At 75.6% G+C, this 23,919-nt stretch carries 24 protein-coding genes and 1 riboswitch; of the genes, 13 read left to right on the forward strand and 11 right to left on the reverse strand.

Annotated features, from left to right (window positions below; all coding sequences use genetic code 11):
- Positions 1-120: 120 nt before the first annotated feature.
- Positions 121-873, reverse strand: coding sequence for a methyltransferase domain-containing protein (locus ACIP60_RS26350; RefSeq protein WP_282205465.1), 753 nt, complete (start codon positions 871-873; stop codon positions 121-123).
- 108 nt (positions 874-981) lie between these two features.
- Positions 982-1,578 (reverse strand): SAV_6107 family HEPN domain-containing protein, encoded by a 597-nt coding sequence (locus ACIP60_RS26355; protein WP_400688427.1) that lies wholly within the window; start codon positions 1,576-1,578, stop codon positions 982-984.
- A gap of 514 nt (positions 1,579-2,092) precedes the next feature.
- Between ACIP60_RS26355 and ACIP60_RS26360 the strand changes: the two genes are divergently transcribed.
- Complete coding sequence (locus ACIP60_RS26360; RefSeq protein ID WP_100835809.1) at positions 2,093-2,689, forward strand: DUF4126 domain-containing protein; 597 nt, start codon at positions 2,093-2,095, stop codon at positions 2,687-2,689.
- 184 nt (positions 2,690-2,873) lie between these two features.
- Complete coding sequence (locus tag ACIP60_RS26365; protein ID WP_400688430.1) at positions 2,874-4,262, forward strand: phytoene desaturase family protein; 1,389 nt, start codon at positions 2,874-2,876, stop codon at positions 4,260-4,262.
- Positions 4,263-4,269: 7 nt separating this feature from the next.
- Here the strand turns inward: ACIP60_RS26365 and ACIP60_RS26370 are convergent, their stop codons facing one another.
- Together ACIP60_RS26370 and metF are read right to left on the reverse strand one after the other, a co-directional pair.
- On the reverse strand, positions 4,270-5,055 hold the full coding sequence (locus tag ACIP60_RS26370; RefSeq protein ID WP_400688432.1) for a hypothetical protein: 786 nt from the start codon (positions 5,053-5,055) through the stop codon (positions 4,270-4,272).
- A gap of 139 nt (positions 5,056-5,194) precedes the next feature.
- Positions 5,195-6,109 carry a methylenetetrahydrofolate reductase [NAD(P)H] gene (metF, locus tag ACIP60_RS26375; protein ID WP_100835812.1) on the reverse strand — a complete coding sequence of 305 codons (915 nt, stop codon included), beginning with the start codon at positions 6,107-6,109 and terminating at the stop codon, positions 5,195-5,197.
- A 239-nt stretch (positions 6,110-6,348) separates the two neighbouring features.
- On the opposite strand from metF, the gene ACIP60_RS26380 reads away from it, so the two are divergent.
- Positions 6,349-7,455, forward strand: a complete 1,107-nt coding sequence (locus ACIP60_RS26380) for a polyprenyl synthetase family protein (protein ID WP_400688435.1) — start codon at positions 6,349-6,351, stop codon at positions 7,453-7,455.
- Positions 7,456-7,463: 8 nt separating this feature from the next.
- Here ACIP60_RS26380 and ACIP60_RS26385 read toward each other — a convergent pair whose 3' ends face one another.
- From ACIP60_RS26385 to ACIP60_RS26400, 4 genes are all read right to left on the reverse strand, one after another.
- A complete protein-coding gene (locus tag ACIP60_RS26385; RefSeq protein WP_400688437.1) occupies positions 7,464-8,144 on the reverse strand; it encodes a VanZ family protein in 681 nt (226 codons plus the stop codon).
- A gap of 515 nt (positions 8,145-8,659) precedes the next feature.
- Positions 8,660-9,298, reverse strand: a complete 639-nt coding sequence (gene thiE / locus ACIP60_RS26390) for a thiamine phosphate synthase (protein ID WP_400688636.1) — start codon at positions 9,296-9,298, stop codon at positions 8,660-8,662.
- 5 nt (positions 9,299-9,303) lie between these two features.
- Positions 9,304-9,669: an Rv2175c family DNA-binding protein gene (locus tag ACIP60_RS26395; RefSeq protein WP_400688439.1), complete on the reverse strand. Its 366-nt coding sequence runs from the start codon at positions 9,667-9,669 to the stop codon at positions 9,304-9,306.
- 20 nt (positions 9,670-9,689) lie between these two features.
- Positions 9,690-10,895, reverse strand: coding sequence for an NAD(P)/FAD-dependent oxidoreductase (locus ACIP60_RS26400; RefSeq protein ID WP_400688441.1), 1,206 nt, complete (start codon positions 10,893-10,895; stop codon positions 9,690-9,692).
- Positions 10,896-10,971: 76 nt separating this feature from the next.
- A riboswitch (TPP riboswitch) is annotated at positions 10,972-11,084 on the forward strand.
- On the opposite strand from ACIP60_RS26400, the gene thiO reads away from it, so the two are divergent.
- The 4 genes from thiO (at position 11,080) to pknB (ending at position 15,107) form a co-directional block, all read left to right on the forward strand.
- On the forward strand, positions 11,080-12,234 hold the full coding sequence (gene thiO, locus ACIP60_RS26405) for a glycine oxidase ThiO (protein WP_400688443.1): 1,155 nt from the start codon (positions 11,080-11,082) through the stop codon (positions 12,232-12,234). It overlaps the preceding riboswitch by 5 nt.
- Positions 12,231-12,440 (forward strand): sulfur carrier protein ThiS, encoded by a 210-nt coding sequence (gene thiS, locus ACIP60_RS26410; protein WP_400688445.1) that lies wholly within the window; start codon positions 12,231-12,233, stop codon positions 12,438-12,440. The genes thiO and thiS overlap by 4 nt, the downstream gene beginning before the upstream one ends.
- 3 nt (positions 12,441-12,443) lie before the next feature.
- Complete coding sequence (locus tag ACIP60_RS26415) at positions 12,444-13,235, forward strand: thiazole synthase (protein ID WP_400688447.1); 792 nt, start codon at positions 12,444-12,446, stop codon at positions 13,233-13,235.
- Positions 13,236-13,364: 129 nt separating this feature from the next.
- Positions 13,365-15,107 carry a Stk1 family PASTA domain-containing Ser/Thr kinase gene (gene pknB / locus ACIP60_RS26420; protein ID WP_400688638.1) on the forward strand — a complete coding sequence of 581 codons (1,743 nt, stop codon included), beginning with the start codon at positions 13,365-13,367 and terminating at the stop codon, positions 15,105-15,107.
- A 40-nt stretch (positions 15,108-15,147) separates the two neighbouring features.
- Here the strand turns inward: pknB and ACIP60_RS26425 are convergent, their stop codons facing one another.
- Positions 15,148-15,777 carry a sulfite oxidase-like oxidoreductase gene (locus ACIP60_RS26425; protein WP_400688449.1) on the reverse strand — a complete coding sequence of 210 codons (630 nt, stop codon included), beginning with the start codon at positions 15,775-15,777 and terminating at the stop codon, positions 15,148-15,150.
- A 298-nt stretch (positions 15,778-16,075) separates the two neighbouring features.
- Between ACIP60_RS26425 and bfr the strand changes: the two genes are divergently transcribed.
- The gene (gene bfr, locus ACIP60_RS26430; RefSeq protein ID WP_100835822.1) at positions 16,076-16,558 is read left to right on the forward strand and encodes a bacterioferritin; all 483 of its coding nucleotides are present in this window, start codon (positions 16,076-16,078) and stop codon (positions 16,556-16,558) included.
- Between the two features lie 18 nt (positions 16,559-16,576).
- Here the strand turns inward: bfr and ACIP60_RS26435 are convergent, their stop codons facing one another.
- Together ACIP60_RS26435 and ACIP60_RS26440 are read right to left on the reverse strand one after the other, a co-directional pair.
- Positions 16,577-16,840 (reverse strand): bacterioferritin-associated ferredoxin, encoded by a 264-nt coding sequence (locus ACIP60_RS26435; RefSeq protein WP_400688452.1) that lies wholly within the window; start codon positions 16,838-16,840, stop codon positions 16,577-16,579.
- A gap of 147 nt (positions 16,841-16,987) precedes the next feature.
- On the reverse strand, positions 16,988-18,319 hold the full coding sequence (locus tag ACIP60_RS26440; protein WP_100835824.1) for a class II 3-deoxy-7-phosphoheptulonate synthase: 1,332 nt from the start codon (positions 18,317-18,319) through the stop codon (positions 16,988-16,990).
- A 302-nt stretch (positions 18,320-18,621) separates the two neighbouring features.
- Here ACIP60_RS26440 and ACIP60_RS26445 point away from each other — a divergent pair, with 302 nt between their 5' ends.
- From ACIP60_RS26445 to ACIP60_RS26465, 5 genes are all read left to right on the forward strand, one after another.
- A complete protein-coding gene (locus tag ACIP60_RS26445; protein WP_400688454.1) occupies positions 18,622-20,559 on the forward strand; it encodes an anthranilate synthase family protein in 1,938 nt (645 codons plus the stop codon).
- A gap of 150 nt (positions 20,560-20,709) precedes the next feature.
- On the forward strand, positions 20,710-21,060 hold the full coding sequence (locus ACIP60_RS26450) for a CU044_2847 family protein (protein ID WP_158585377.1): 351 nt from the start codon (positions 20,710-20,712) through the stop codon (positions 21,058-21,060).
- A complete protein-coding gene (locus ACIP60_RS26455) occupies positions 21,057-21,959 on the forward strand; it encodes a trypsin-like peptidase domain-containing protein (protein WP_400688457.1) in 903 nt (300 codons plus the stop codon). The genes ACIP60_RS26450 and ACIP60_RS26455 overlap by 4 nt, the downstream gene beginning before the upstream one ends.
- Before the next feature lie 2 nt (positions 21,960-21,961).
- Entirely contained in the window at positions 21,962-22,951 is a 990-nt protein-coding gene (locus ACIP60_RS26460) for a hypothetical protein (RefSeq protein WP_400688459.1), read from the forward strand.
- A gap of 10 nt (positions 22,952-22,961) precedes the next feature.
- On the forward strand, positions 22,962-23,837 hold the full coding sequence (locus ACIP60_RS26465) for a transporter substrate-binding domain-containing protein (protein WP_400688461.1): 876 nt from the start codon (positions 22,962-22,964) through the stop codon (positions 23,835-23,837).
- Positions 23,838-23,919: the final 82 nt, after the last annotated feature.

The raw sequence follows: 23,919 nt of genomic DNA on the forward strand, positions 1-23,919 counted from the left end.
CAGATCATACGGTCCACGGCCCTGGTTCGGCGTGGTCAATCAGGCGTGGCTGGGGCCACCGCGGCGGCGGTCCCACCACTGCAACGAGCGGACCCCCTCCTTGGTGCCCCCCGACCCGGATCAGATCGCCTCGGCGAGCAGGTGCAGCTGGGTGGCGACGGCGTGGAAGGCGGGCTGTTCGGCGGCCGCGAGTTCGAGCTTGAGCAGGGCGTCGAGCGCGCCGGGCTCGGTGTCGACCAGGACGCCGGGCACCAGGTCGGCGAAGACCCGGATGCCGTGCACGGAGGTGACCCGCAGCCCGGCCGCGGCGGCCAGCTCGTCCAGCTGCTCGCCGGTGAAGCGGCGCGGCATCGGGTCGCCCGCGCCCCAGCGGCCGTCGGCGGCGTCCAGCGCGGTGCGGGCCTCGGTGAACTGGCCGGCCACCGCGCGGGCCAGCACCGCGCCGTTGCGGTTGGCGGCGAGCAGGCTGACCAGCCCGCCCTTGCCGAGGGTGCCGACCAGGTTGCCGAGCGCCTCGGCCGGGTCGTCGACGACCTCCAGGACGCCGTGGCAGAGCACCGCGTCGACCGAACCGGCCGGGACCAGCTCGGGCAGCGTCTGGGCGTCGCCCTGGACGGCCCGGACCAGCTCGGTGACCCCGGCCTCGGCGGCCCGGCGCTCCAGCGCGAACAGCGCGTCCGGGCTCGGGTCGACCACCGTGACCCGGTGGCCCAGCCTGGCCACGGGCACGGCGAAGTTGCCCGTGCCGCCACCGGTGTCGACGACCTCCAGCACCGGCCGCCCGAGCTCGGCGGAGCGCCGCTCCAGCGCCTCCCGCACCACCTCCCACACCACGGCGGTACGCAGCGCACTGCGGGGACGAGTCGGATACAAGGCGGCACCCCTCTAAGCAGGTTCTTCCACGGCGGGAACGCCTCCACCTTATCCGCCGGGGCCGGGCGGATCAGGGGCGGCGCGGACGCCGGGGCGCCGGGTGCCGGGTCAGGGGTGCAGGGCCAGGATCCGCTCCACGATGCGCAGGTACAGGGCGGTGTTGCGGATCAGGTCGTCCGCGTCCCGCGGCCCGGCGGCGCCGGTGATGCCGGCCTCGGCGGCGGCCCGGCGGCGGGCCCCGGCCGCGAAGTAGGCCGCCCACTCCGCGAGTTCGGGGGCGACCTCGGGCAGCAGCTCCCAGGCCGGGCGGATCGCCTGGCGGCGGCGCGGGTGCCGCACCGGGCGGCCGCGGACGGCGAGCACGGCGGCGGTGGCCCGCAGCGCGGCGAGGTGGGCGGTGGCGTAGCGCTCCAACGGATCCTGCCGGCCCCGGGCGTGCACCAGGGTGCGGTGCGCGTGCCGGAGCAGCTCCAGCGCGGCGGGCGAGGCCGTGCTCCGGCGCAGCACCGGGTGGACGTCCCCGGCGCGGCCGGCGGGCAGGGTGGGCTGTTCGACGGTGGGCCGCTCGGATCGCTCGGGCCGTCCCGTCCGCTCCGCCCGTTCGGCGGCGGGGCGGCGGGCGGCGGGTCGCTCGGCGGGGAACTGGTCGGCGGCGGATTGATCGACGGCAGGGCGGGCGACAGGCTCAGGACGACTGATGGTCATGGGTCTCCCCCGTTCACTCCGGACCTTTGCCCGAACCGGTCGGTCCGCGCATGCATCCATCGTGAACGGGGGGTGTGACAACGCGGAACCCCCCGGTTCCGCGGGGCCCCGCCCCCGTCCCGCCGTCCCCGTCCGGCCGGCCCGCCCGGAACTCCCCCCGCGAGGGGCCCGGAGGGGGAGGGGACCGGGCTCCGCCGCCCCGTGTCGGCGGTGCCCGGCCCCCTCGCTCCGGCCGTTGGTCGCGCCCCGGGCCTGTGGTGCGGACCGCCGTTCCCCCTGGTCGGCGGCCTGCCCCGGGCGCTCCCGGGCGGCGCCGCCCGGCGGCGGCCTTCCCGGTGCGCACCACTCTGCCGCCGGCCGGGGCCGGCGGGTATCCGCGTAGGTACTCAACCGGCGATCTGAGTACGGATACTCAGCCCCCGCCGTCGGCGAACCCTGCCGCCCGGTCGGAGCGGCCGGGTACGGTGGCCGGGTCCCGTCCGAGGTCCGGGCGGGCACGGGAAGGGGGGCCGCCGTGGAGGCCGTTCCGCTGATCTTCACCAGCGGCTGGGCGAGCGGGATCAACGCCTACGCCGTGGTGCTGCTGCTGGGCCTGTTCGGCCGCTTCGGCGGGGCCGACTCGGTACCGCCCGCCCTGGAGCGCACCGACGTGCTGATCGCCGCGGGCGTGCTGTTCCTCTGCGAGGCGGTCCTGGACAAGATCCCCTACGTGGACAGCGTCTGGGACGTGGCCCACACCTTCGTCCGCCCGGTCGCGGGCGCGACGGTGGGCGCCCTGCTCGCCGCGCACGACCCGGGCTCACTCGGCGAGGTCGCCGCCGGAGCCCTCGGCGGCACCACCGCGCTGCTCAGCCACGGCGTCAAGGCGGGCCTGCGGATGGCCGTCAACACCTCCCCCGAACCCGCCTCGAACATCCTGCTCAGCCTCACCGAGGACCTCTCCGTCGCCGGCCTGGTCACCCTCGCCGTCTTCCACCCCTGGCTCGCCGCCTCCACCGCCGCGGTCCTGCTCGCCCTCGGCCTCCTGATCGTCTGGTTCGCCGTCTCCCGCATCCGCCGCTTCTGGCTCCGCCGCCGCGAACGCCGCCGGGCCCGGATGGCCGCCGCCTGACCGGCAGGGCCTGCCCGGCACGGCGCCGGCACGGCCGGGGAAGGCCTGCGGCGGGCAGTCGAACAGGGCCGAAAACCGCCCTCCGGCCGCGAGGCTCCGGGCAAGCCCGGACCGCGGCCGCCCGGCCGGGGCGGGTGTGGGCGGGCGGTGGACGGGGGTGCGGGGGCGCATAGGATCTGCTGCCATGGCTCGGATCATCGTCGTCGGTGCAGGGATGGGCGGTCTGGCCGCCGCTTCGCGGTTGGGTGCGTCGGGGCACCGGGTGGTGGTGCTGGAGGCGGCGGGGACGTACGGGGGGCAGGTGGGGGCGTACCGGCGGGAGGGGTTCGGGTTCGACACCGGGCCGGGGCTGCTCGCGTTGCCCGCCGTGTACCGGGACCTGGCGTTGAAGACCGGGCGGGAGCCGCTGGAGGAGCTGGTCGGGTTGCGGCCGGTGGACCCGGAGAGCCGGCACCTGTTCCCGGACGGGACGGAGCTGGTGCTGCCGAACGCCTCCCGGGGCGGGGTGGGGCAGGCGTTGGACGCCGCGTTCGGGGCGGGGGCGGGCGCGCGCTGGGGCGAGTTGGTGAACCGGGGGCGGACGGTGTGGGAGGCGACCCGGCGGCCGCTGCTGGAGGAGCCGCGTCCGGCGGTGGACCCGGTCGACCCGTACCCGGTGCCGCCGCGCCGCGGGCTGGCCCGGCTGCTGCCGCGCGGGCGGCACACCCTGGCCGACGCGGCCCGCGAGCTGGGCGGCGGCCCGGGCCCGGCCGCGCTGCTGGGCGAGTACGCGCTGCGGTACGGCCTGGACCCGCGGTCCGCGCCCGCCTCGGCCACGGTGCTGCCGTACATGGAGCAGTCGTTCGGCGTCTGGTACGTGGACGGCGGGCTGCGGGCGCTGGCCGACGCGGTGTTCGCGCGGTGCGGCGCGCGCAGGGTGGAGTTCCGCTTCGGCACCCCCGTGCGGGCCCTGGAGTCCGACGGCGGCCGGGTGGTGGGCGTGCGGACGGACGAGGGGGTGCTGGCGGCGGACGCGGTGCTCTCCGCCGTCCCGGGCCTGGGGGTCGCCGAGCCGGCCGCGCCCGCGCCGGGGCGGTTCACGGTGCTGCTGGCACTGGACGGCGCCCGCCCGGCCGGCACCGCGCACCGCACCGTGGTGCACGCCGCGGACGGTGCGGCCGAGGCCCGGGCGGTGTTCACCGAGCGGGCGCTGCCGTCCCGCCCCACCGTGCAGGTGCTGCGTCCGGACGACCCGTCGCTGGTCCCGGGGCCGGACGCGGAGGCCGTCGTGCTGACCGTCACGGTGCCCGCCGGCCTCGCCCTCACCGAGGCCGAACGGGACGCCTACGCCGGGGAGTTGCTCGACCACCTGGCCGCCGCGGGCCTCGACCTGCGGCCCCGGCTGCGCTGGCGGGAGACCCGGCTGACCGGCTCGGTGCCGGTGCCCTCGCTGGCGGGCGGGCACCTCGCGCAGGCCAACCGGCCGGGCCCGCCGGGCCTCTACCTGATCGGCGCGCACGCCCACCCGGGCGGCGGGCTGGCCCGGGTCGGGATGTCCGCCTCGATCACCGCCGGGCTGGTCGGCCCGGCCTGACGGTGCGTCAGTACTGCTGCTGGTAGTACCAGTTCTGGTCCTGCGGCTGCTGCTGGGGCTGCGCCTGCTGCGGGATGTGGGGCTGCTGGTACTGCTGCTGGGTGTACGGGTCCTGGTAGACCGGCTGGCCGTACTGGTCGTAGCCGATCAGCTGCCACTGCGGCTGCTGCGGCTGCTGGTACTGCGGTTGCGGCTGGTACTGCGGCTGGGCGGCCCACTGCTCCTGGTAGCCGTGGCCGGGGTCCTGCTGCTGGTAGCCGTACCCCTGCTGCGCCTGCCCGTACTGGGGCTGCGGCGGGACCTGGTAGGCGCCCGGGTCGTCGGCGTAGACGCCCGCGTCGAGCTGCTGGAACTCCTCGTAGGCGGCGGACCGCCCGTCGAGGGGCTCGAACGGCTCGAACGGCTCGTCCTCGACCGGGCCGACCTCGCCGACCGGCACGACCGGTTCCGGTACCGTCGCGGCGGCGGCCGGCGCGCCGGTGGCCGCGGCCAGCAGCGGGACCTTCGCCAGCGGGCCGGGCAGGGCGCCGTCGGGGCGGCGCAGCGACCAGCCGACCGGGCGGCCGCGTTTGACCGAGCCGGTCACCCTCACCTGGCCGAGCGCGAACGCGGCGGCGCCCGCCGCTATCACCGGCAGCGAGGAGGTGCGCATCCCGGCGACCACGCCGAGGAAGCCGAGCAGGGCGAGCGCCCGCCAGTGCAGCGGGGCCCGGTGCTGGAGCAGGAGTTCGGCGGTCAGCCAGAGCGCGACCAGGGCCAGCGCACCGTAGAGGAGCAGGTATCCGATGCCCATCCCGCAACCTCCAGACGCCACCCTCACCGCGCGGTTGCGGGCGACTGTACAGCCTCCGGGCGAACACCACCTCATCCCGGACCGCACCGTTCGCGCACCGGCCCGGCGGCCCGGCGCCGGGCTCGCGGCGGCCGGGCGCTCAGCGGGTGTGCAGGCCCAGGTTCTGGTAGATCTCCAGCGTCGAGGTGGAGTGGTTGAGTGTGATGAAGTGCAGGCCCGGGGCGCCCTCCGCGAGCAGGCGCTCGGCCATCGCGGTGGCGTGTTCGAGGCCGACCGCGCGGACCGCGGCCGGGTCGTCGGCGGCGGCCTCCAGCTTGCGCCGGAAGTCGACCGGGAAGTCGGAGCCGGACAGCTGCGGGAAGCGCACCAGTTGGCGGATGTTGGTGACCGGCATGATCTCCGGGATGATCGGCGTCTCGCAGCCCGCCGCGGCGACCCGGTCGCGCAGCCGCAGGTAGTCCTCGACCTCGAAGAACATCTGGGTGATCGCGTAGTCCGCGCCGGCCCGGCACTTGGCGACGAAGTGCCGGATGTCCTCGTCCCAGTCGGCCGAGCGCGGGTGCATCTGCGGGAACGCCGCGACGCCCACGCAGAAGTCGCCGATGTCCCTGATCAGTTCGACCAGTTCGGCGGCGTAGCTGACGCCCTCGGGGTGGCGCACCCACTCGCCCATCGGGTCGCCGGGCGGGTCGCCGCGGACCGCGAGCACGTTGCGCACGTTCTGGTCGGCGTACTGGCCGATGATGTTGCGCAGTTCGGCGACCGAGTGGTCGACGGCGGTGAGGTGGGCGACCGGGGTCAGGGTGGTCTCGGTGGCGATCCGGCCGACCAGGTCGACGGTGCGGCCGCGCGAGGAGCCGCCCGCGCCGTACGTCATGCAGACGAAGTTCGGCTCCAGGCACTCGACCCGGCGGATCGCGTCCCAGAGCCTGCGCTCGCCCTCCTCGTTGCGGGGCGGCATGAACTCGAAGGAGAAGGAGCGGTCGCCTGCCGCCAGCAGGTCGCGCACAGTTTGCGCGCGGTCGCTTCTGGTGGAGGGAATCCCGAGTGCCATGCAGGCAGGTTAGCCGTCGGCGGCGCGGCCCGGACAAACGACGTCCAGAAACTGAGACGGGACTTGAGATTTCCGGCCAGCCGGCTCCGGTGCCGCGGAGCAACGCCCGGAGCACGGGTCGCGGCGGGGTGGCGGCAGGGGTGAGGGCGGAGGTCGCGGCGGGGTCGCGGCGCGGGTGGGACGGGGCACCCGGGCGCGCGCGTTAATCTGACTGTCAGCCTCTTGATCCGGAGTCCCAGGTGCCCTCCTCCATCCGTCTCCCCCGCAACCCCGTCGACGCGGAGGACGTGCGCGACCGCGTGAACGACGCGCTCGGCGTGTTCATGGCCGAGCGGACGGCCCTGCTCTCCGGCATCTCCGACCAGCTCGGACCGGTCGCCGACGCGCTGCGCGACTTCCTGCTCGACGGCGGCAAGCGGCTGCGCCCCGCGTTCTGCTACTGGGGCTGGCGCGCGGCCGGCGGCGGCGCCGACGAGCCCGGCATCGAACGGGCGGCGGCCGCGCTGGAACTGCTCCAGGCCAGCGCCCTGGTGCACGACGACCTGATGGACCGCAGCGACACCCGGCGCGGCCTGCCCGCCGTCCACCGCCGCTTCGAGAACCTGCACCGGGCCGGCGGCTGGCGCGGCGACCGCGAACAGTACGGGGCGTCCGCCGCGGTGCTGCTCGGCGACCTGCTGCTGATCTGGTGCGACGAGCTGTTCCAGCGCTCAGGACTGCCCGCCGCCGCCGTGTCGGCCGCCAAGCCCGCCTTCGACCTGATGCGCACCGAGGTGATGCTCGGCCAGTACCTGGACGTGCTGGAGCCGGTCGCGGGCGACTCCACCGACGCCGGGGCGCTGGAGCGGGCCCGCACCGTCCTGCACTACAAGTCGGCGAAGTACACCATCGAGCGCCCGCTCCAGGTCGGCGCGCTGCTGGCCGGCGCCGGGCCGGACCTGGTGGACGCCCTCGGCGGCTTCGGGCTGCCGCTCGGCGAGGCGTTCCAGCTCCGCGACGACCTGCTGGGCGTCTTCGGCGACCCCGCCGTCACCGGCAAGCCGGCCGGCGACGACCTGCGCGAGGGCAAGCGCACCCTGCTGGTCGCGCACGCCATGCGCGGCCTGGGTCCGGCCGACGCCGCCCGCCTCGACGCCCGGCTCGGCGCGCCCGGCCTGGACGCCGAGGAGATCGCCGCCCTGCGCGACCTGATCACCCGCAGCGGCGCCCCCGCGCTCGTCGAGGCCCGGATCGACACGCTGCTCACCGAGGCCCTGGCCGCCCTCGACGCGGCCCCGATCGCCGACGGGCCGACCCGCGAGGTGCTCCGGGCGCTCGCCGACGCGGCGACGGTCCGCACGTACTGACGGGGCCGTCAGCCGGTCGGGCTCGGGCGCCCCCGCCACCAGCGGCGCGAGGCCAGCGCGGCCAGCGCGGCGCCGCCCGCGTTCAGCAGCACGTCGTCGACCGAGGAGACCCGGTCCAGCCGCAGCACGTACTGGGCGGTCTCCACCAGCACCGAACCGGCCGCACCCAGGGCCAGCACCCGCCACGCCGAAGCCAGCGCGGCGAACCGGACCGGGACGAGGAAGCCCAGCGCGGCGAACACCAGCAGGTTGCCGACCACCTGCGCCACCGCGGTGGCGGGCGGCCCGGCACCGACCACCTCCACGAGGTCGTGCAGCGGCACCAGGTTCACCCGGCGGCGCGGACCGCCCGGATCGGCCCCCGGCAGCAGGATCATCCACACCCACGGCACCGTGCCGTACACCATCCCCACCTCCGCCGCCGCCGAACGCCGCGCCCACCCCGGCTCGGCCCCCGCGGCCCGACGGCGGCGGGCCGACCCCCAGGCCAGCAGGACGGCCGCCGGCAGGGCGGCGGCAGCCAGGAAGACGATCCCGTTGACCGTGCCGACCCAGCCGTCCCACCCGGCGTGGTGGTGACGGCCCAACGGCCGCTGGGCGAGGAAGGCGACAGCGGCTGCGCCGAGCAGCACCGGAACGAGCAGCACGATCCGGCGGGCACGGCGGACGGCGGGAGCGACGGGGTCCATGCCCGCACGGAGTGCGAACGCCTCCGGCGCGGTTCCCGACCGGGGACGGGGTGGCGCCGTGACGCCCGGATCTTGCCGAGGTGCTCCCGCCCCGCACAGTTCCCCGCGCCCCTGTCAGGGCGAGGATGTGGGGGTGCGGGGGTGCTTCCCCGGCCGCCCTCATACCGCGCGCAGCCCGCACGGAGTGCGAACGGCTCCGGCACGGCTCCCGACCGGGAGCGGAACCACCCCGTGACGACCGGATCTTGCCGAGGTGCCCCCCGACCCCGCGCAGTTCCCCGCGCCCCTGTCAGGGCACGGGGGTGTGGGGGTGCGGGGGTGCTTTCCCGGCCGCCCTCATACCGCGCGCAGCCCGCACGGAGTGCGAACGCCTCCGGCACGGCTCCCGGCGGGGGGCGGGGTGGCCCCGTGACGACCGGATCTTGCCGAGGTGCCCCCCGACCCGCACAGTTCCCCGCGCCCCTGTCAGGGCGAGGGCGCGGGGGTGTGGTGGTGCTTTCCCGGCCGGGAGGGCGTCAGTGGAGGCGGGCGGCGAGGGTGGCGGCGGCGGTGGCCGGGTCTTCGGCGGCGGTGAGGGCGCGGACGACGACGATCCGGGTGGCGCCCGCGGCCAGGACCTGGTCGAGGTTGGCGGTGTCGATGCCGCCGATCGCGAACCACGGGCGTTCGGGGTGCCGCGCGGCGGCGTGGCGGACCAGGTCGAGGCCGGGGGCGGGGCGGCCGGGCTTGGTGGGCGTGGGCCAGACCGGGCCGGTGCAGAAGTAGTCGACGCCGGGTTCGGTGATCGCGGTGTCGACCTCGTCCGCGCTGTGGCAGGAGCGGCCGATCAGCACGTCCTCGCCGAGGATGCGGCGGGCGACGCGGACCGGCAGGTCGTCCTGGCCGAGGTGGAGCACGTCGGGCCGGGCGCCGTACGCGACGTCGGCGCGGTCGTTGACGGCGAGCAGCTTGCCGTGGCGGCGGGCCGCGTCGGCGAAGACCTCCAGGTACTCCAGTTCCTGCCGGGCCTCCAGGCCCTTGTCGCGGAGCTGGACGATGTCGACGCCGTTGGCGAGCACCGCGTCCAGGAACGCGGGCAGGTCGCCCTGCTCGCGGCGGGCGTCGGTGCAGAGGTAGAGCCGGGCGTCGGCCAGCCGCTCCCGGGCGGTGGGCACGGCCGTCACAGGGCCATGGCCTGGGCGCGGCGCTTGACCTCGGTGGCGCGGTTCTCGCGCAGGGCCTGGATCGGGCTGCCGGGCAGGGAGTCGTCCTCGGTGAACATCCACTCCAGGATCTCCTGGTCGGAGAAGCCGGAGTCGCGCAGCACGGTGAGGGTGCCGACCAGGTGCTTGACCGGGCCGTCGTCCTCGATGAAGTCGGCGGGGACCTGTAGGGAGTTGTTGGGGCCGCGGCGGACGGCCAGCAGGGTGCGGTTCTTCACCATGGCGCGGACTTCGGTGATCACCACGCCCCACCGCTCGGAGATGTCGGGCAGGTACAGCCACGCGGGGACCAGGGCGTCAATCTTGGGATCAATCTCGCTCACGGCCCCAGCCTACCCACCGGCTACCGCGCCGCGGCCTTCAGCTGGACGGCCGGGTCGGCGGCGCGCGCCGGGTCGAGCGGCGCGGCGCGCTCGATCAGGCGGCGGCCCTGGGCCAGGTCGCGCGGCCGGTCGACGGCGAGCAGGGCGACCAGGGCGCCGTCGCGCAGCCACAGCACCGTCCAGTCGGCCTCGGACGGGGAGCCGCGCCAGAGCAGGTGGTCGGCCCCGGCGTGGCGGCCGGCGTACTGGACCATGCGGCCGAACTGCTCGGACCAGAAGTACGGGACGGGGTCGTACGGGGCGTCGAGGGTGCCGAGCAAGGCGGCCGCGGCGGCGGCGCCGGAGTGCAGGGCGTGGTCCCAGTGCTGGACGGCGAGCCGGGTGCCGGCGCGGGCGGAGGGGTAGGAGGCGCAGTCGCCGGCCGCGAGGACGCCGGGCAGGGCGGTGCGCAGCCGGTCGTCGACCGGGACGGTGCCGTCGGGGGCGAGGGCGAGCGGGCCGCCGACCAGCCAGTCGGTGGCGGGGCGGGCGCCGACGCCGACCACGACCTCGTCGGCGGGCAGGTGGGTGCCGTCGGCGAGCAGCACCCCGCCGTCGGCGGCTCCGGCGACGGCGGCGCCGCAGCGCAGGTCGACGCCGGCGGCGGCGTACCAGTCGGCCATCAGGGCGCCGAGTTCGGCGGGCAGCGCGCCGGCCAGCGGGGTGGCGGCGGCCTCGACCACGGTGACCTCGCAGCCGAGTCCGCGGGCGACGGTGGCGGTCTCGGCGCCGATCCAGCCGGCGCCGACCAGCACGATCCGGCGGCCGGGGGTGAGCGCGGCGCGCAGCGCGTGGGCGTCGTCGACGGTGCGCAGGGTGCGGGCGCCGGGCAGCTGGGGCAGGGTGCGGGGGGCGGCGCCGGTGGCGATCACCAGGGCGTCGTAGGGCAGTTCGCCGCGGTCGGTGCGCAGGACGCCCGGGGCGAGGCCGGTGGCGCGGCGGCCGGTGAGCAGGTCGACGCCGAGGCCGTGCCAGTCGATCTCGAAGGCGGTGGCGTCGGCCTTGCCGAGCAGCACGTCCTTGGAGAGCGGGGGGCGGTCGTAGGGGAGGTGGAGTTCCTCCCCGACCAGGGCGAGCGGGCCCTGCCAGCCGCCCTGCCGCAGGTTGAGGGCGGTCTGGGCGCCCGCCATGCCCGCGCCGACCACGACGACCCGGTCCGTTGCCTTCAGCTCAGCCACGGCGCCCACCCTACCCAGGGGCGGCGGGCGGTCACCCCGCGCACGCGCCTTCGGGTGCCGGTCGGCCCGGCGTTAAGGTGGAGGTACTACGTCACACGGGAGCCCGGTGCACCGGGCTGAGAGGCGGGCTGTGGCGGCCCGCGACCGTCCGAACCTGATCCGGGTCATGCCGGCGAAGGGAGAATCAGCCGCTGTGGCACCTTCCCGCGCGTTGGACGTGCTGGTGGTCGGCGGGGGCATCATCGGCCTCGGGGTCGCCTGGCGCGCCGCGCAGCGCGGCCTGTCGGTCGCGGTGGTCGACCCGCACCCGGGCGGCGGCGCGGCGCAGGTCGCCGCGGGCATGCTCGCCCCCGTCACCGAACTGCAGTACGGCGAGGAGCCGTTGCTGCGCCTGGGCCTGGCGTCGAACGAGCGGTACGCCGCGTTCGCCGCCGAGCTGACCGAGCTGACCGGGCTGGACACCGGCTACCGGCAGACCGGCACGCTGGCCGTCGCGCTGGACGCCGACGACCGGGCGGAGCTGCGCGAACTGCACGCCTTCCACGGCCGGTTGGGCCTGGCCTCGGAGTGGCTGACCGGCCGGGAGTGCCGCCGGCTGGAGCCGATGCTGGCCCCGGGCGTGCGCGGCGGCCTGCACGTCGCCGCGGACCACCAGGTGGACGGCCGCCGGCTGGCCGCCGCGCTGGTCGCCGCCGGGGAGCGGCTGGGCGTGGTGTTCCACCGGGCCGAGGCCGCCGAGCTGCTGGTCGAGGGCGGGCGGGCGGCGGGCGTCCGGCTGTCGGACGGGGAGCGGCTGACGGCGGGGCGCACCGTGCTGGCCGGCGGTTCGCGCAGCCACCTGCTGCCGGGCCTGCCGCCGGGGGTGCTGCCGGCGATCCGCCCGGTCAAGGGCCAGGTGCTGCGGCTGCGGATCCCCGGGCGGTACGCGCCGTTCCTGTCCCGCAACGTGCGGGCCGTGGTGCGCGGGCAGCACCTGTACCTGGTGCCGCGGGCCGACGGCGAGCTGGTGGTCGGCGCGACCACCGAGGAGCAGGGCCACGACACCACCGTCACCGCGGGCGGCGTCTACGAGCTGCTCCGGGACGCGCACGAACTCGTCCCGGGCATCACCGAGTTGCCGCTGGTGGAGACCTGCGCGGGCCTGCGCCCCGGCTCCCCCGACAACGCGCCGCTGCTCGGCCCCACCGCGCTGGACGGCCTGGTCGCCGCGACCGGGCACTACCGCAACGGCGTGCTGCTCACCCCGGTCACCGCCGACCTGCTCGCCGACTACCTGGCCACCGGGGAACTCCCCGCCCTGGCCGCCGACTTCACCCCCCGCCGCTTCACCCCGAAGGTCCCCGCATGAACACCATCGCCCTGACCGTCAACGGCGCGCCGCGCACCCTGCCCGCCGCCACCACGCTGGACGTGGTGGTGGCCGAGCTGTCGGCCGCCAACACCGGCGTCGCCGCCGCCGTCAACGAGGCGGTGGTACCGCGCAGTTCGTGGCCCGCCACGGCGCTCGGCGAGGGCGACCGGGTCGAGATCCTCACCGCCGTCCAGGGAGGCTGAACCATGGCGGACGACGCGCTGGTCATCGCCGGCACCACCTTCTCCTCCCGCCTGATCATGGGCACCGGCGGCGCCCCCAGCCTGGAGGTGCTGGAGCAGGCGCTGAAGGTCTCCGGCACCGAGCTGACCACGGTGGCGATGCGCCGGGTCGACACGGCCACACAGGGCTCCGTCCTGGAGGTGCTCTCCCGCAACGGCGTCCGGGTGCTGCCCAACACCGCGGGCTGCTACACCGCGGGTGAGGCCGTGCTGACCGCCCGGCTGGCCCGCGAGGCGCTCGGCACCGACTGGGTGAAACTGGAGGTGATCGCCGACGAGCGGACCCTGCTGCCCGACCCGATCGAGCTGCTGGACGCCGCCGAGACGCTGGTCGACGACGGCTTCACCGTGCTGCCGTACACCAACGACGACCCGGTGCTGGCCCGCAAGCTGGAGGACGTGGGCTGCGCGGCGATCATGCCGCTGGGCTCGCCGATCGGCTCCGGCCTGGGCATCCGCAACCCGCACAACTTCCAGCTGATCGTGGAGGCGGCGGGCGTCCCGGTGGTGCTGGACGCGGGCGCGGGCACCGCCAGCGACGTCGCGCTGGCGATGGAACTCGGCTGCTCCGCCGTCATGCTGGCCTCCGCGGTGACCCGCGCGCAGGACCCGGTGCTGATGGCGGAGGCGATGCGCAAGGCGGTCGAGGCGGGCCGGCTGGCCCACCGGGCGGGCCGGATCCCGCGCCGCTACTACGCCGAGGCGTCCTCCCCCGGCGCGGGCCTGGCCGACACCCGGGAGCGCCCGGCGTTCTGACGCCCGCCCGGGGGCGAACCGGCCACCGCCGGGGGGCGTCCCCGTGGTCGGGGCGGTTCGCCGATCCGCCCCGACATCCGGCCCCTCCCGGTGGGTGACCGGTCCGGCCCCTAGACTCCTCGGGTGGACATGACCCTCGACGACCCCCTGCACGGCGTGCTGCTCGACGGCCGCTACCGGATTGAGCAGCGGATCGCGGTGGGCGGCATGGCGACCGTCTACCGGGGCACCGACACCCGGCTGGACCGGACGGTGGCGCTGAAGCTGATGCACCCCTCGCTGATCGGGGACGCCGACTTCACCGCGCGCTTCATCCGGGAGGCCAAGGCGGTGGCCCGGCTCGCGCACCCGAACGTGGTGAACGTGCTGGACCAGGGCGCCGACCCGCGGGCCGTGTTCATGGCCATGGAGTACGTCCCCGGCCGGAACCTGCGCGACGTGCTGCGCGACCGCGGGGCGCTGTCGGTGCGGGCCGCGCTGGACGTGCTGGAGCCGGTGCTGGCGGCGCTCGGCGCGGCGCACCGGGCCGGTCTGGTGCACCGGGACGTCAAGCCGGAGAACGTGCTGATCACCGACACCGGCCTGGTGAAGGTCGCCGACTTCGGCCTGGTCCGGGTGCTGGCGGGCGCCGACTCGGCCGTCACCTCCGGCACCGAGGCCGGGCAGCTGCTGGGCACCGTCTCGTACCTGGCGCCGGAGCAGATCCGCCAGGAGCCCACCGACCAGCGGGTGGACGTCTACGCGGCGGGCATCCTGCTGTTCGAGATGCTGACCGGCGGCAAGCCGCACACCGGGGAGAACGCCGCCCAGGTGATGTACCTCCACCTGCACGAGGACGTCCCGCCGCCGTCCCGGACCGCCCCCGCGGTGGGTCCGGAGCTGGACGCGATAGTGGCCGCCGCGACCGCCCGCGACCCGCTGGCCCGGCCGTGGGACGCGGTGGAGCTGCTGGCCGCGGTGCAGCGGGCCCGCCGCTCGCTGCCGGACGCCGAGCTGGACGCCGAGCCGCCCGCCTCGACCCGGCCCACCCCGCGCCACAGCCCGGGCGAGGCCACCGCGGTGCTCCCGCAGGCCCCGGCGCTGGAGCGCACCAGCGTGCTGGAGGTCCCGCCGGAGCTGCTGCCGCCGGTGCGCCCGGCGGCGGAGGACGACGCCCCGGCGCGGGCCCGCCGTCCGCGCCGGGCCCGCCGTCCGGGCTTCGGCCGGCACCCGGCGGTCTGGACGGCGGTGCTGGTGGTGGTGCTGCTGGTGGTCGGCGCGGTGACGTACACGCTGTCCAACGCGGTGTACGCGACGGTGCCGAGCGTGCTGGGGCAGAGCCGGGAGCAGGCGTCGGCGACGCTGGACGGGCAGGGCCTGCACGGGGCGTTCAGCGAGCAGTTCAGCGAGTCGGTGGCGGCCGGGCAGGTGATCTCCACCGATCCGGGGGTGGGCGCCCGGGTCCGCAAGAGCGACTCGGTCAAGGTGCTGCTCTCGCGCGGCCCCGAGCGGGTCGGGGTGCCGGACGTGGCGGGCCGCCCGCTGGCGGACGCCGTCAAGGCGCTGGAGGGGGCCCGGCTGGTGGCGGGCGCGACCGGCGAGCAGTTCAGCGACAGCGTGCCCAAGGGCTCGGTGATCTCCACCGACCCGGCGGCGGGCGGCGGCCTGTCGCCCGGCTCGGCGGTGGCGCTGACCGTCTCCAAGGGCATGCACCTGGTGCCGGACGTCACCGGGATGAGCAGGGAGGACGCCTCGAAGGCCCTCCAGGACGCCGGGTTCGTGCCGCAGGTCTCCGGGCTGATCCCGATCGGCAAGGTCACCGGCCAGTCCCCGGCGGCGAACACGCCGGGCAAGCAGGGCAGCACCGTGACGATCAGCGTCAGCCTGTTCTGACCGCGCCGGCCGCGCCGGCCGTTCCGGGCGCGGGGTCCGCTCAGCGCAGCGGGCCCTCCCCGGGCCGCTCCTGGTAGGAGTAGCGCTGCTCGCGCCACGGGTCGGCCAGGTTGTGGTAGCCGCGCTCCTCCCAGAAGCCGCGCCGGTCGGCCCGCATGTACTCGACGGCGCGCACCCACTTGGGGCCCTTCCAGGCGTACAGGTGGGGCACCACCAGGCGGACCGGGAAGCCGTGTTCGAGGGTGAGCGGGCGGCCGTCGTGGTGGGTGGCGAAGACGGTGGCCGGGTCGGCGAAGTCGGCGAGCCGCAGGTTGGCGCTGTAGCCGTACTCGGCCCAGACCATCACGTGGGTGACGGTCGGGTCGGGCGGGACGAGGTCGAGCACGGTCTCGGCGGCGACGCCGGTCCAGGTGTTGCCGAGCATCGAGAACTTGGTGACGCAGTGCAGGTCGCCGCGGACGGTGGTCTTGGGCAGGGCGTGGAAGGCGGCGAAGTCCCACCCGGCCTTCTCCGCGTCGGCGGTGGCCCCGAACACCTGGAAGTCCCAGCTCAGCGGCTTGAACCGGGGCACCGGCCCGTAGTGCAGGACGGGCCAGCCGCGCTGCGGGCGCTGCCCCGGGGGGAGCCTCGGGTCAGTCGGCGGCTGCGGTTCCGGCTGGTGCTGACCCATGCCCCCATGGTGACAGACGGCGGGCGGCGAATCGCGCGCGCCCCCGTCGCGCGCCCCCGGGGAAATGCGTCCCGCCGGAGGGGGGCACGAAACCGGGAATCCGCGCACGCGTTCGGGCCGGATACCGCCGAACGGCCCAATCAGCCCGCCGTCACCGCAGGTCAGCGCGGTGCGGGGCGGGCGGGAAAACCCGTCGGCGCGGCGGCTGTAAGCGTGAACTTACTGGAAGTGCACCCGTTCAACTGCCACGATGCGGGGCATCCGGACACCGACCGGAATGCGGACAGGAAGGCAGGCCATGCAGGGCGACCCCGAGGTCATCGAGTTCCTCAACGAGCAGTTGACGGCCGAACTCACCGCCATCAACCAGTACTTCCTGCACGCGAAGATGCAGGAGAACTTCGGCTGGACCAAGCTCGCCAAGTACACCCGGCACGAGTCCTTCGACGAGATGAAGCACGCCGAGATCCTGACCGACCGGATCCTCTTCCTGGACGGCCTGCCGAACTACCAGCGGCTGTTCCACGTCCGGATCGGGCAGACCGTCAAGGAGATGTTCGAGGCCGACCGGCAGGTCGAGGTCGAGGCGATCGACCGGCTGCGCCGCGGGATCGTGGTGATGCGCGCCAAGAACGACGTCACCTCGGCGAACATCTTCGAGGACATCCTCGCCGACGAGGAGCACCACATCGACTACCTGGACACCCAGCTGGAGCTGCTGGACAAGCTCGGCGAGGCGCTCTACATCGCGCAGCTGATCGAGCAGCCCGAGAGCAGCTGAACCGGGACGGCCCGGCCGCTAGGCGGCCTTCGGCGCCCGGCTCGGGGCGGCGCCGGGGGCCGCGGCGGCCGGGCCGGCCAGGCCGAGCCGCTCGGCCAGCCGGGCGGTGGGGCAGGGGCGGGCGCCGTGCTCGCCGAGCAGCGCCTGGATGCGCCGCACGCAGGAACCGCAGTCGGTGCCGGCCTTGCAGCCCTGGGCTATCTGGCGCGGGGTGCTGGCCCCCTCGTCGATCTTCTGCCTGACCTGGGCCTCGGTGACCGCGTGGCACATGCACACGTACATGTGCGGCCCCTTCCACGATTGGTGCGGTTTGCTGAGGCTTACCTTACCCGGCGCTCCGGGTACGAAGAAGGCCCCTCCGCCTCGGATCACCCGAAAGCGGAGGGGCCTTCGTCACACCGGCCCCGGGGGCCCCGGTGCCCGCCGGTCCTACTGGCCGCGGTACATCTCGGCGACCAGGAACGCCAGGTCCAGCGACTGGCTGCGGTTCAGCCGCGGGTCGCAGGCCGTCTCGTAGCGCTGGTGCAGGTCGTCGACCAGCACCTCGTCGCCGCCGCCGACGCACTCGGTGACGTCGTCTCCGGTCAGCTCCACGTGGATGCCGCCCGGGTGGGTGCCCAGCGCGCGGTGCACCTCGAAGAAGCCCCGGACCTCGTCCAGCACGTCGTCGAACTTGCGGGTCTTGTGGCCGCTGGAGGCCTCGAAGGTGTTGCCGTGCATCGGGTCGGTGATCCACACCACCTGGGCGCCGGACGCGGTGACCTTCTCCACCAGGGCGGGCAGGTGGTCGCGGATCTTGCCCGCGCCCATCCGGGTGATGAAGGTGAGCCGGCCGGGCTCGCGCTCCGGGTCGAGCCGGTCGATCAGGGTCAGCGCCTCGTCCACCGTGGTGGTCGGGCCGAGCTTGACGCCGATCGGGTTGCGGATCTTCGACGCGAACTCGATGTGCGCGTGGTCGAGCTGCCGGGTGCGCTCGCCGATCCACACCATGTGGCCGGAGACGTCGTACAGCTCGCCGGTGCGCGAGTCGGTGCGGGTCAGCGCCGTCTCGTAGTCCAGGATCAGCGCCTCGTGCGAGGAGAAGAACTCGACCGTCTTGAACTCCTCCGGGGCCACCCCGCAGGCGTTCATGAAGGCCAGCGCCTGGTCGATCTCCCGGGCCAGCTGCTCGTAGCGCTGCCCCGCCGGGGAGTTGCGCACGAAGTCCTGGTTCCAGGCGTGCACCTGGCGCAGGTCGGCGTAGCCGCCGGTGGTGAAGGCGCGCACCAGGTTGAGCGTCGCCGCGGAGGCGTTGTACATCCGCTTGAGGCGCTCCGGGTCCGGGACGCGGGCCTCGGCGGTGAACTCGAAGCCGTTCACCGAGTCGCCGCGGTAGGTCGGCAGGGTCACACCGTCGCGGGTCTCGGTGCTCTTCGAACGGGGCTTGGAGTACTGGCCGGCGATCCGGCCGACCTTCACCACCGGCACGGACGCCGCGTAGGTGAGCACCGCCGCCATCTGCAGCAGGGTCTTCAGCTTGTTCCGGATCTGGTCGGCCGACACGGCGTCGAACGCCTCGGCGCAGTCGCCGCCCTGGAGCAGGAACGCCTCACCACGCGCGACGGCCGCGAGCCGGGCGCGCAGCTGGTCGCACTCGCCGGCGAAGACGAGGGGCGGATAGGAGGCGAGCTCCGCAAGGGTCTTGCGCAGAGCCTCTTGGTCCGGCCATTCAGGCTGCTGCGCCGCGGGCAGGGACTGCCAGGTGTGGTTAGTCACGGTCACAGGGCAAGGCTACGGGGTGGCGCGAGCGGACCGGTGCCGCCGCCCGCTGGGTGAGACGGGTCGTGGACAACTTCGCGGCCTCCTCCCGCACCGCCCTCCGGTGGGCTAGGGTCTGCTCCGTGACCGCGACGCACACCTTCTCCTGGTGGTGGGCCAGCCCGTTGGGCGGCCCACTGATCGCGCGTCCCTAGCGACGAACGACGGCCGCCCTCCGGGGCGGCCGTCGGCGCGTGTGTGCAGCGTCACGGCCTCCCGGAGGCGGCGGAACCCCGCAGCCACCTCCCGGAAGGAAACCCGCAGCCGTGACCCCCACCGCCGCCGACCTGCTCGCCCGGCTCACCGCCCCCGGCGCCCCGGCCTTCGCCCTGCTGCACCGCCGCGCCCCCCGGCTCGCCCCGGACACCGTCGAGCTGCTGATCGGCGAGGTCTCCGACCACGCGGCCCTGGCCGACCTGCCCGTCCCCGCCGGCGTCCCCGCGGACGGCCCGCGGCACGACCTGCTCGCCCTCGTCCCGTACGCGCAGATCCGCGAACGCGGCTTCGCCGCCCGGCAGGACGGCACCCCGCTGCGGGCGCTGTCCGTCGCCGAGCAGTACGCGCTGCCGCTGGCCGAGGTGCTGACCGCGCTGCCCGACACCCCGGTCGAGCTGCGCGGCGGCGAGTTCGACCTCGACGACGAGGAGTACGCGGAGATCGTCCGCCGGGTGGTCCGGGACGAGATCGGGCGCGGCGAGGGCGCCAACTTCGTGATCCGGCGCGACTTCCGGGCCGAACTGGCCGGGTACTCCACCGCCACCGCGCTCACCCTGCTGCGGCGGCTGCTGGAGCACGAGCGCGGCGCGTACTGGACCTTCCTGGTGCACACCGGCGACCGGGTGCTGGTCGGCGCCTCCCCCGAGGTCCACGTCCGGCAGTCCGGCGGCACCGTGGTGATGAACCCGATCTCCGGCACCTACCGCTACCCGGCCGGCGGCCCGACCGCCGGGTCGCTGCTGGAGTTCCTGCACGACCCCAAGGAGCTGGAGGAGCTCACCATGGTGGTCGACGAGGAGCTGAAGATGATGTGCGCGGTCGGCGACCTCGGCGGGCAGGTGCTCGGCCCGCGCCTGAAGGAGATGGCGCACCTCGCGCACACCGAGTACGAGCTGCGCGGCCGCACCTCGCTGGACGTCCGCGAGGTGCTGCGGGAGACCATGTTCGCCGCCACCGTCACCGGCAGCCCGGTGCAGAACGCCACCCGGGTGATCGACCGCTACGAGCGCGGCGGACGCGGCTACTACTCCGGCGCGCTCGCCCTGATCGGCCGCTCCGCCAGCGGCGGCCAGCAGCTGGACTCGCCGATCTGCATCCGGGCCGCCGACATCGACCCCGCCGACGGCTCGCTGGTGGTCCGGGTCGGCGCCACCCTGGTCCGGCACTCCGACCCGCACTCCGAGGTCGCCGAGACCCACGCCAAGGCGGCCGGCGTGCTCTCCGCGCTCGGCGCCCGCCCGGCCCGCTCCGCCCGGCAGTCCGCCGCCCGGCCCCGGCTCGGCGAGGACCACCGGGTGCAGGCCGCCCTGGACGCCCGCCGGGCCGGCCTGGCCCCGTTCTGGCTGCGGATGCAGCGGCCCGCCGCACCGCTGCCCGGCGCCGACACCCTGATCGTCGACGGCGAGGACACCTTCACCGCGATGCTCGCCCACCTGCTGCGCTCGCTCGGCCACACCGTCACCGTGCTCCGCTACGACGCCCCCGGCCTGCGCGAACGGGCCGCCGCCCACCCCGGTCCGCTGCTGCTCGGCCCCGGCCCCGGCGACCCGGCCGACCCCGCCGACCCGAAGATGGCGCTGCTGCGCCCGGTCGTCGCCGACGCGCTGACCGCCGCCCGCACCGGGACCCGCACCGCGCCGCTGCTCGCGGTCTGCCTCGGCCACCAGCTGCTCTCCGCGCGGCTCGGGCTGCCGCTGGTCCGCAAGGACGTGCCGTACCAGGGCGCCCAGGAGCGGATCGACCTGTTCGGCACCCGCCGCACCGTCGGCTTCTACAACACCTTCACCGCCCGCTGCGACGACGCGACGGCCGCCCGGCTGGCCGCCGAGGGCGTCGAACTCTCCCGGGACGCCCGCACCGGCGACGTGCACGCGCTGCGCGGGCCGGGCTTCGCCGGGCTCCAGTTCCACCCCGAGTCGGTGCTCACCCGGGAGGGCGTGCGGATCGTCGCCGACCTGCTGCCCGCCACCGCGGCCGTCGTCGGCTGAACCCACCGGGCGCGGACGGACGGCGCGGGCCGCCCGGCCGGGCCGCCCGCGCCGTCCGTTCCGCTTCCGTCTCGCTTCCGGAAAGGTCTGGATCTCACCGAACCTGACTGGTATTCATGACCTGCCGCACAGTCATGAATTGGGGGATGCATGACGTACTCGTCCGGGCCCGGCACCGTCGAGATCACCATGGACGACGGCACCGTCGTGCACGCCGCCGTCCGGGCGGGCTCCGCGCCCGCCGCGGGGGACGCGGGCGCGGTCGCCAGCGCGGTCACCCACAGCCTCGGCGAGGTGCGGCGCACGGTGCGCGCGGTCGGGCGGTGGGCCCGCGAGACGGCCCGCGAGGCGGGCGACCCGGACGGGTTCGAGGTGGAGTTCGGCCTGAACCTGGGGGTGAAGTCCGGCCGCCTGATCGGCGTCCTGGCGGAGGCCAGCGGCGAGGCGAGCCTGGTGGTCCGGCTGAGCTGGCAGCGGCCGGACGACCGCCCCGCCGAGTGAGCCCGCACACCGCACCCGCCGCCGCGGTACGGCTCACCGACCCGGACGGGGCCTTCCTCGGCAGCGGCTTCCACCTCGGCGCGGGCCTGCTGGTCAGCTGCGCGCACGTGGTGCACGGCCGCCCGGGGCTCACCGCCCGGCACGGCGCCGGCGCCCACCCGGTGCGCGCCGCCCGGCTGTTCCCGCCCGAGCCCGCGCCCGGCGCCGCCGCCTACCCGGCCCCGGACCTCGCGCTGCTCACCGCGCCCGGCCTGGCCGGCGCCCCGGCGGTGCCGCTGGGCTCCGCCGACCCGGCGGGCGACACCTCCGTCCTGGTGCACGGCTTCGCGGTCAACCCGGTGACCGGCGAGGTCGGCCCGGAGTCGGCGCTGCTGGCCGTCGCCGGGCCGTCCGGCCTCGGGCTGCGGGTCCAACAGGGCTGGATCCAGCGCGGGTTGAGCGGCAGCATGGCGGTCGACGGGCAGGGCCGGGTGGTCGGCGTGGTCAAGGCCACCGCGGACGGCGGCGGCCCGGCGGGCGGCTGGATCACCCCGCTGTCCGCGCTGCTGCCGCTACTGCCCCCGGCGCCGGCCCCGGCCCCCGCGCCCGCGGCCCGCCCGGCGGTGACGGCCGGCGGGATCGCCCGGCTGCTCGGCACCCCGGCGCTGTTCCAAGACCCGGCGGCCCGGCTGGAGCTGGTCCAGGCGGTCGGCGAACGGCTGGGCCCCGGCGAGGAGATCAGGGTCCCGTACCACCCGCTCGCCGCCCTGCACCTGCGCGCCGTGGCCAGCGCCTGCCTGCACCACCGCAGCCCCGACCGGGCGCTGCGCGCCCTGCTCGCCGGGGCCCGCGAACTGTGCGGCCCGCACCGGGCCCTGGACGAGCTCGGCGCCCTGCTCGACCCCGGCCCGGAGGAGTGAGGATGGACCGCTGCACCTGGGAGACCCGGCAGATGCTGCAGCGCATCCTGTCGGGCTGGCACGAACTCGCCCCCGTCCTGCCGGACCTGGAGCGGCACCTGGCCGAGACGGTCGGGTACCCCGTCCAGGTGCAGCACCACGAGCTGTCGGTGTCGGCCGCCCGGATCGCCCGGTTCCTGGCCGAGGAGCACGGGCAGCCGGCCGCCGCGATCGGGCACCTGCACGACTGGCTGGTCGGCGTCACCGGGGCGCAGCTGCGCGGCGACTGGGTGGCGTTCCTGGCCCGGGTCCAGGGCGCCCCCGGGCTGACCGTCCACGAGCGGGCCGACCTGGTGGTGATCGCGGGCGTGCTGTGCTTCCCGCCGGTGACGCCGGTGCGGGCCGACGGGCGGCGGCTGGTCGAACTGGCCACCCACGCCCTGGTGATCGGCAGCCCCACCCTGCTGCTGGAGGACCTCGCCGCCCAACAGGAGCAGCTGCTGGCGCAGTTCGCCCGGCAGGCGGTGGAGAAGTCCCGCACCGGCCCGCCGCCGCTGCCCGAACCGGAGCCGCCGCCGCCGAAACCGGACCGGCCGCGGCTGCCGCGGGTGCTGGCCGTCGGCGTGGCCCTGCTGGCGGCGGCCGCCCTGGGCACCGCGCTGCTCCGGCCGGACGGGCCGCCCCCGCTGGAGGGCCGGGACACCATCTGGGTCAAGCCCCGGATCGCTCCGGACGAGCAGGTCGCCACGGTGATCGACGTCCCGGAGGGGGCCGCCCGGCTGAAGACCCGCCTGCTGCTGAGCGACCCGAACCCGGACACCGGCACCTGCGTCGGCCTGAAAGCCCGGCTCAGCACCGACCAGGGGGGCCAGAGCGACTGGGCCGCTCCGGGCAGCGAGGTCTCCCTCCCCGTGCCCTCCGGCCGCACCAACCTGCGCCTGACCCTGGAGCTAAAGGGCGGCAGCGGCTGCGACCGGCAGATCGACATCCAGCGCGTCGAATTCACCCGCTAGGAGGCACCCCGTGCACAGCCCGCACTCCGTCCGCCTGGCGGCCGGCCTGCTCCTGCTCGCCACCGCCGCGTCCGGCTGCTCGGACGACACCTCGAAGCCGTTCGAGGACCTGCCGGTCAAGGTCGGCTTCAAGACCGACCGGCCCGGCATGTCCGAGTTCACCGACAAGGGCGTCTACGACGGCTTCGAGCCGCACCTGACCATGCGGGTGCTCGGCTCCCGCGCGATCGACTACACCTCGCTGACGGTGACCACCGCCAACTGGGAGGACGCCCTCACCGACGGCTCCGCCAACCACAACAAGGTCGACCTGGTGGTCGCCGACATCTCCGAGCGCGACAGCCTCAAGCAGGACTACGACCTGGCCGGGCCCTACCTGCAGACCCCGCTGGGCGTCCTGCTCAAGGCCGGCGACACCCGGACGGTCGCCAAGTCCGACGACCTCAAGCCGCTGCGGGTGTGCGTGTCGAGCGGCACCACCGCCGAGGCCCAGCTCAAGGACATCGGCCCCCGGGTCACCGTCACCGGCGCCGACCTCAAGGAGTGCCTGGCCCGGGTCGACGACGACACCGCCGACGCCGTGCTCTCCGACTACCTGGTCCTGCAGGGCGTCGCCGCCAACTCCGGCACCGGCGGCCAGCGCGCCTACCGGGTCGCCCGGGACGCGCACATCGGCAAGACCCAGTTCCTGATGATGGTGCTGCCCAAGGGCCACCGGAAGGCGTGCGAGCTGCTCCGCGAGGCCATCAACGACTACCTCCAGGACCCGGACTGGATGAACACCCTGCGCAGCTCCTTCGCCTTCGGCCCGGACTTCACCGACAAGGAGCTGCGCGACACCTTCAAGCCGGTCACCACCTCGGCCGGCGACCGCTGCTCGGCCTGAGCGCCCCGGCGGCCCGGCCTGGGCGCCCTGGCGGCCCGGCGGCTCGGCCTGGGCGCCCCGGCGGCGCGCACCGGCCCGCCGC

It is taken from the genome of Kitasatospora sp. NPDC088783, assembly GCF_044750705.1.
Classification (GTDB): Bacteria; Actinomycetota; Actinomycetes; order Streptomycetales; family Streptomycetaceae; genus Kitasatospora; species Kitasatospora fiedleri.